The sequence below is a fragment of the Advenella sp. genome, assembly GCF_052108595.1.
In the GTDB taxonomy this organism is placed as follows: domain Bacteria; phylum Pseudomonadota; class Gammaproteobacteria; order Burkholderiales; family Burkholderiaceae_B; genus Advenella.
Map to the genome: position 1 here is coordinate 347 of NZ_JBQEAU010000165.1, position 6,804 is coordinate 7,150.

The following is a 6,804-nucleotide window of genomic DNA, read 5'->3' on the forward strand; positions in this document are numbered from 1 at the left end:
TTCTGTGCTTCGTGTTCCTTCCAGATCGATAAAGGGCAGGATCGAGCCTCCCACAATGGGATTGGTATTTCCGGTCTTTTCAACCATTTTCTTTGACAGGCGTTGAGAGAAATCGCGGCGCGCCAACAGAAACAAACGCCCTATGCCAAAGGAGCGGGCCGAGCGCAATTGAGCTATTTTTCGTGCAGAAATCATAATGTGCCGTTACTCTTAATTAGTCAACCATGTTGACTTTTATTTTGAAAAGGTAGATCATATTGTATCAATGACTATACAAAAAATTTCGTCTTGAACGAGATAATTCATGGAGATAAAAATGCAAGCATTGCTGATTTGGATGGCTACCCTGGTTTGTTGTGTGTCAGTAAATATCGCGCCTGCGGGTGCGTCGACGCACAAGGCTTACCCGTCAAAGCCGATACAAATGATTGTTTCGTATCCTGCCGGGGGCAGTACCGATACGGTTGCCCGGCTGTTTGCGGCAAAGCTGAGCCAGGTAACAGGACAGCCTGTGGTGGTTGACAATAAACCGGGCGCTGCTACCAATATCGGGAGCAATATCGTGGCTAATGCGAAGCCCGATGGTTATACCGTGTTATTCGGCGGCGGCACGCCGACGCTGAATACCGTTTTCGGACCGGCTCCTTCATTTGACCCGATTGACGATTTCCAGCCGGTCAGCGTGATTGCCAGGGTGCCGTTTGTGATCGCGACGCGCACTGATTCCGCATTTGCGACTGTACAGGACATGATCAGCAAATCGCGCGCAACGCCGGGCAAATATACGATATCCAGCGCTCAGCTTAGCCTGTACGTGGAGTTAATGAAGCATCGCGCCCAGGCGCCTTTGCTGCACGTGCCATATAAAGGCGGTGCGCAAGCGACCAACGATGTAATCGGCGGACAGATCGACACGGTGTTTTCCCTTGTGCCCGTCGTTCTGGGCTATCTTCAGTCGGAGCGCCTGACCGCGCTGGCCGTGACATCAAAAGAACGAAATCCGGCTTTGCCGTCAGTTCCGGCGCTTCAGGAGCTGGGAGTCGATCTGGACCTCAGCGTCTGGTTTGGCCTGCTGGTGCCGGCCAACACGCCCGCTCATATCGTACAGGTGCTGGGAGATGCGACGCGACGCGTCGTCCAGGATGACACCTTCTCCAACAAGCTGGCAGACATAGGCGCACAGGCGGCATTCTCTTCTCCTGCCCAGTTAACGGAGCAAATGAAACAGGAATCTCAACAATGGAACCAGCTTGCCGAATCGATTCCTCAGTTACGGCAAGCTACGAAGCAGCGTTAATTTAATGAAATTATTTGGAACGGAACATGTTTGACGATTTGATACAGGAACACGAAGAGCTGCGCCGCAAGGTGCTTTCCATGGGGGGAGAGCGCAAGTTGCAGCAGCGGGTGCAAGAGGGTGTTATGAATGCGCGCGAACGCATTGACCACCTGGTGGATTCCGGCACGTTTCACGAGATGGGTCTTTTTGCGACCAGTATCCGGCCGGAAATGCGCGAGCGCTCTGCTGCCGACGGCAAGGTAACGGGGTACGGGAAAATCAATGGCAGAGAGGTCGCGGTTGTGTCCAACGACTTTACCGTCATGGGGGCATCCAGCAGTTCAGTCAATACCCGGAAGGTAGGTTATGTCAAGCGTGTTGCGACCCGCCATGGTATGCCCATGATTTTTCTCGGAGAGTCCACCGGTGCCCGCATGCCTGACGTCATGGGAGCGTCGGGCGTAGGCAGTGGCGACCGGCCGACCCAGTATTTGCGTACGCGGGAAACGCCATGGGTGTCTGCAGTGCTTGGGCATTGTTACGGGTCCTCATCCTGGTATGCCGCGCTAGGTGATTTCGTGGTCATGCGCAAGGGGGCGATTACTGCCGTGTCCAGCGTTAAGCTGACTTCCCGCGCCATTAATGAAGAGGTTGATCCCGAAACCCTGGGGGGGTGGAAGTTGCATACCGAGGTTACCGGTATGGTCGATCTGGCAGTCGACACAGACGAACAGGCATTGGACGCCATTGGACGATTTTTGTCTTATCTTCCCAGCCATCATAACGAGCCGCCACCCGTGTGTCCGGTTCCTGAAGGATCAGGGGACGATATCGGGCGCATCCTGGATATTCTGCCCAGCGCCCGTGCCCAGGTATATGACGTCAGAAAAATCCTGAATCTTATTTATGACAAGGATTCGATTTTCGAACTCAAGCCGCGGTTTGGAAAGTCCATTGTTACCGCATTGGCCAGGCTGGGCGGCCGCTCGGTAGGTATTGTTGCCAATAACCCTATCCATAAAGGCGGAGCCATTGATCCGCAGGCGTGTCGCAAGGCGGTCAGTTTCATGATTCTGTGCGACTCGTTCAATATTCCGCTGGTGTTTATGGTGGATCAGCCGGGCTTTTTGATCGGGGTCGAAGGCGAGCGCCAGGGCGCAATCGGGCATGTGATGAACTGGATGAACGCCATTTCTCTGGTCACTGTGCCAAAGATTTCGGTTGTCATGCGCAAAACATACGGGCAGGCCGTACTGAATATGGGCGGCGGCGGTAACGCCGATGAGGTGATCAACTGGTTCACTGCAGAAGTCAATTTTATGGACCCGCGCTCGGCCGTCTCGATTGTGCATGGCGTGACTGAGGCTGATGACCCCGCGCAATACCAACAACTACTTGAGCAAATGACAAAAGGGACATCTGCCTACGATGCGGCGGCCGTCTTTGGTGCGCAGTCGGTCATCCATCCTGCGCAGACCCGGGCACATCTGATCCGCAGTCTGGAAATACATGGAATGCGCCTGACCGGCGGTGTTGGCGAACATCTGATGCGCACTTGGCCAACGAGTCACTGACCGGTGGCCATATAGCGATATCTGATACTGTCCGCAGCAACCGGACTGTTCGTTATTAATCATTGAATTTGGAGTAGTCAACAATGTTTCAAAAGGTCCTGGTTTCAAACAGGGCAGCGATAGCTGCACGCGTTTTACGGACATTGCGCAAGATGGGGATACGGTCAGTAGCAATCTATTCCGAGGCCGATGCGTCATTGCCGTATCTGGCTCTGGCCGACGAAACCCACTGCATCGGGTCGGCCGATCCGGCACACAGTTATATGAATCAGGACGCGATACTCAAGGTCCTGGAACAAAGCGGGGCCGATGCCATTCATCCGGGCTACGGTTTTCTTTCAGAAAATGCAGCATTTGCCCGCAAAGTCATGCAGGCCGGGGTCACCTTCATCGGTCCCAGCCCACAGTGGATTGATGCGATGGGCCACAAGACCCGGGCGCGTTCGCTGATGCATGAGTTTGGCCTGGCAATGGCGGCCAGCTCCGGCCTGCTGACCGATGATGAAAATGATCAACGGGCAGCCGCTGCCAAGATCGGCTATCCGGTCATGGTAAAGGCAGCCGCCGGAGGCGGTGGTATCGGCATGGCGGCGGTGCACAATGATGCGCAATTGCTCAAGGCGGTTGTTCAAATCAAAGCCATGGCGCTGCGCAGTTTCGGCAGTGCCGATCTGTACCTGGAGCGCATGATGGAACGGCCCCGCCACATTGAGTTCCAGATTCTGGCGGACCGTTATGGCAATGCCTGCCATTTGTTCGAGCGCGATTGCTCGGTGCAGCGGCGGCATCAGAAAGTGATTGAGGAGTCGCCCGCTGCGCGAATACCCAGAGCGCTGATAAACGCCAAGGCCAGCGAGATTGTACAAGTGTTGCAGAACATGAAATATGACGTGATTGGGACCGTCGAAACCTTATTGGATCAGCAGGAAAATTTTCAATTTCTGGAAACTAATACAAGAATCCAGGTTGAACATGCAGTGACCGAAGAAATTACAGGAGTTGATCTGGTTCAGGCGCAGATTCGACTGGCCGCCGGTGAGCGTTTGTCCGAGGTCATACCTGAACCGGTCACGGTGCGGGGCCATGCAATCGAGGCACGTATCTACGCGGAAGATCCAGTCAGATTTTTCCCGTCGCCCGGCACACTGCAGGCATTGTCTTTTCCCGTAGGTCAAGGCATCCGGGTGGAAACCGGCTTTGCTGCGGGCAATGTCATCACACCATACTACGATCCGATGATCGCCAAACTTATTGTGCATGCCGACAGCAGGGATAAGGCAATCAGCAAGCTGCAGGACGCATTGGCAGCTACGGTGATCGAAGGCGTCAAACATAACATCCCCTTCATACAGAAGGTGATCGGCAGCGCCCAGTTCAAGACCGGTGACGTTGATACCGGCCTGACCCAACACATACTTTCGAATTAGTTTTTATTTATCAGGAGAATGAATATGTCAACCGAATTGATCTCGGAAGTGACAGGAACCGTGTGGAAAATCCTCGTTCAAGTGGGGGCCGAGGTAACACCCGATGAACCTGTCCTTATCGTTGAATCCATGAAGATGGAAATTCCGGTCATGAGTGAAGAAGCGGGCGTGCTGCTGGCGCTTGATGTCAAGGAAGGGGATGCAGTGGAAGACGGCCAGGTGGTGGGTCAGGTCGGTAAAAGGAGCGGCTGACATGAAAAAGGAAACAGCGGGTGCGCAGACCGGGGCCGCGCCACTGACAGGCATCCGTGTCATTGAAATCTGCACCACTATCGCCGGCCCCGCCTGCGGTCGGCTGCTGGCCGATTTTGGCGCAGACGTAATCAAAATTGAGCCGCTTGACGGCGACCCGGTGCGTCAGATGGGCAGCCATGTTGGCGAGGTGTCGCTCTATGGCGCCTCAATACTGCGAGGCAAAAGATCCATCGCAATGGACTTGAAGACCGCAGAGGGCCAAAGGCTTGCCCAGGCCCTGATCGGCAAAGCCGATGTGGTGCTTGAGAACAATCGTCCCGGTGTTCTGGAGCGACTCGGACTGGGTTATGAGGCCATGTCCCGTCTCAATCCAGCCATTATCTACGCACGCATCAGTGGCTACGGGCAGACCGGCCCAAGCGCTCATTTGCCCGGTTACGGCGCGATTTGCGAGGCATTCGGCGGCGTGCGGCACATGACCGGAGATCCGGATCGTCCGCCGTCCCGAGTTGCGCTGGCCACCACAGATTATCTGACCTCTGTGTACACAGCATTCGGCATTCTGGCAGCGCTTCGCCATCGCGATGCGTCGGGAGAAGGGCAGGTTATTGACGCAGCGCTTTATGAATCGGCCTTTACGCAAATGGAGTCGCTGGTGCCGGCATTCGACAAGCTGGGCAAAGTGCCCATGCGTCAGGGGCCGAATCTTCCCTCCATGGCGCCCAACAGTTTGTACCCGACTGCAGACGGCGGATTTGTACTCATTGCGGCCAATAGCAATGCGACATTCGACAGGCTTGCCAGATTAATGAACCGGACCGATTTTCTGACTGATCCCCGCTATAGCACGATTCGGGCGCGCGGACAGGCGGAAAATATGCGCTACATTGACTCAGAGGTAGCCGACTGGACACGGCAGCAGGACGGCCGTGTGCTTGAAAAGTCCCTACAGGATGCCGGCGTGCCGGTCTCCCGTGTATTGACCATCGAGGATATTTTTGAAGAACCTCATTATCGGGCGCGCGACATGATTGCGCAGGTTGCACATCCTGAACTGGGCAGTGTCAGTCAGATCGGCGTGACGCCCAAACTGAGCAAATCGCCGGGGCGTATTCGATGCACTGGTCCAGCGCTGGGAGAGGATACTCGCGATGTGCTTGGCACCGACCTGGGTATGAGCCCCGATGAAATCGATGTGCTGATCACTGCAGGCGTCGTGCACAATTCGAGCAGAAAGGGAGCCTGAAACAGAGGGGCGCTATTGTTTCCTGATTGTCCTGGTCTATTCACATAGTAAACTATGTTTACTATGTGATGTATTCGCTTCATCTCTCTTGGTGCGCCGAGTATTGTGCAAGCCGCCCATTCTTGCCGAGTTACTTTCCGTTGCCCGAGGCATAAGACAGATCGTCAGAGACTTTATAAATTCAGCTTTGAGGAAAGACAGAAGATGTATGACTATATTGTAATTGGTGCGGGTTCCGCCGGCTCTGTTATCGCTAACAGGCTGAGTGAGAACAAAGATTTAAGCGTGCTTCTGATTGAAGCTGGCGGTGAACATCATAACGATTTCTGGATTAGGGTGCCTATAGGCCTTGCCAAAATCCTGAACCGCGAAAAATATTTCTGGAAGGACGAAACCGTTGAACAGGAATATCTGAATCGCCAAAAAGTACTGTTTCCTCACGGCAGAATGGTCGGGGGCTCCAGCTCGGTCAACGGGATGCTGTTTTCCCGTGGCGATCCGAGAGAGTATGACAACTGGGAAAAAGCGGGATGCCAGGGCTGGTCTTACGAGAATATGCTGCCGTTTTTCAGGAAACTGGAAAATGCCGCCTTCGGCAGCGACACGTATCGTGGACGTGATGGAAAAATTGTTGCGACCAAAGTCAATGATGATGATCTGTTGACCCGGGCATTTATAAGATCATGCAACGACGCCGGCGTTTTCTATAACGATGACTATAACGGCGAGCGTTACGACGGTGTCTCGCTCTTGCAGTTCTCAACGCGCAACGGCGTACGTTGTGGTACGGCTTCTACCTATGTCGCCGAGGCAAAGCGTCGGAAAAACCTGACCGTGATGACCGATGCGATGGTAACGAAGATTCATCTCCAGGATGGCGTCGCCAGATCGGTCAGCTTTATCCAGAATGGCTCGCAACAAACTGTACAGGCAGCAAAAGAGATTATTCTTTCTGCCGGTACGGTCAATTCACCCAAAATCCTTGAGCTTTCCGGCATCGGCAATCCCGATGTATTGAGCCAG

The 6,804-nt window shown here is 54.1% G+C and carries 6 protein-coding genes and 1 pseudogene; 6 read left to right on the forward strand and 1 reads right to left on the reverse strand.

Features of this window, described 5'->3' with window-relative positions; genetic code table 11:
• A pseudogene (locus ACTIKR_RS19715) lies at window positions 1-195 on the reverse strand (MarR family winged helix-turn-helix transcriptional regulator); the annotation flags it as partial.
• A 229-nt stretch (window positions 196-424) separates the two neighbouring features.
• Between ACTIKR_RS19715 and ACTIKR_RS19720 the strand changes: the two are divergent.
• The 6 genes from ACTIKR_RS19720 to ACTIKR_RS19745 form a co-directional block, all read left to right on the forward strand.
• On the forward strand, window positions 425-1,297 hold the full coding sequence (locus ACTIKR_RS19720) for a tripartite tricarboxylate transporter substrate binding protein (RefSeq protein ID WP_442328787.1): 873 nt from the start codon (window positions 425-427) through the stop codon (window positions 1,295-1,297).
• A 26-nt stretch (window positions 1,298-1,323) separates the two neighbouring features.
• Window positions 1,324-2,853: an acyl-CoA carboxylase subunit beta gene (locus ACTIKR_RS19725; RefSeq protein ID WP_442328788.1), complete on the forward strand. Its 1,530-nt coding sequence runs from the start codon at window positions 1,324-1,326 to the stop codon at window positions 2,851-2,853.
• Between the two features lie 83 nt (window positions 2,854-2,936).
• A complete protein-coding gene (locus ACTIKR_RS19730) occupies window positions 2,937-4,280 on the forward strand; it encodes an acetyl-CoA carboxylase biotin carboxylase subunit (protein WP_442328789.1) in 1,344 nt (447 codons plus the stop codon).
• A 24-nt stretch (window positions 4,281-4,304) separates the two neighbouring features.
• A complete protein-coding gene (locus ACTIKR_RS19735; RefSeq protein WP_193088544.1) occupies window positions 4,305-4,532 on the forward strand; it encodes an acetyl-CoA carboxylase biotin carboxyl carrier protein subunit in 228 nt (75 codons plus the stop codon).
• A 1-nt stretch (window position 4,533) separates the two neighbouring features.
• On the forward strand, window positions 4,534-5,781 hold the full coding sequence (locus ACTIKR_RS19740; RefSeq protein ID WP_442328790.1) for a CaiB/BaiF CoA transferase family protein: 1,248 nt from the start codon (window positions 4,534-4,536) through the stop codon (window positions 5,779-5,781).
• A 105-nt stretch (window positions 5,782-5,886) separates the two neighbouring features.
• The coding region (locus tag ACTIKR_RS19745) for a GMC family oxidoreductase (protein ID WP_442328791.1) at window positions 5,887-6,804 on the forward strand (918 nt) is incomplete at its 3' end.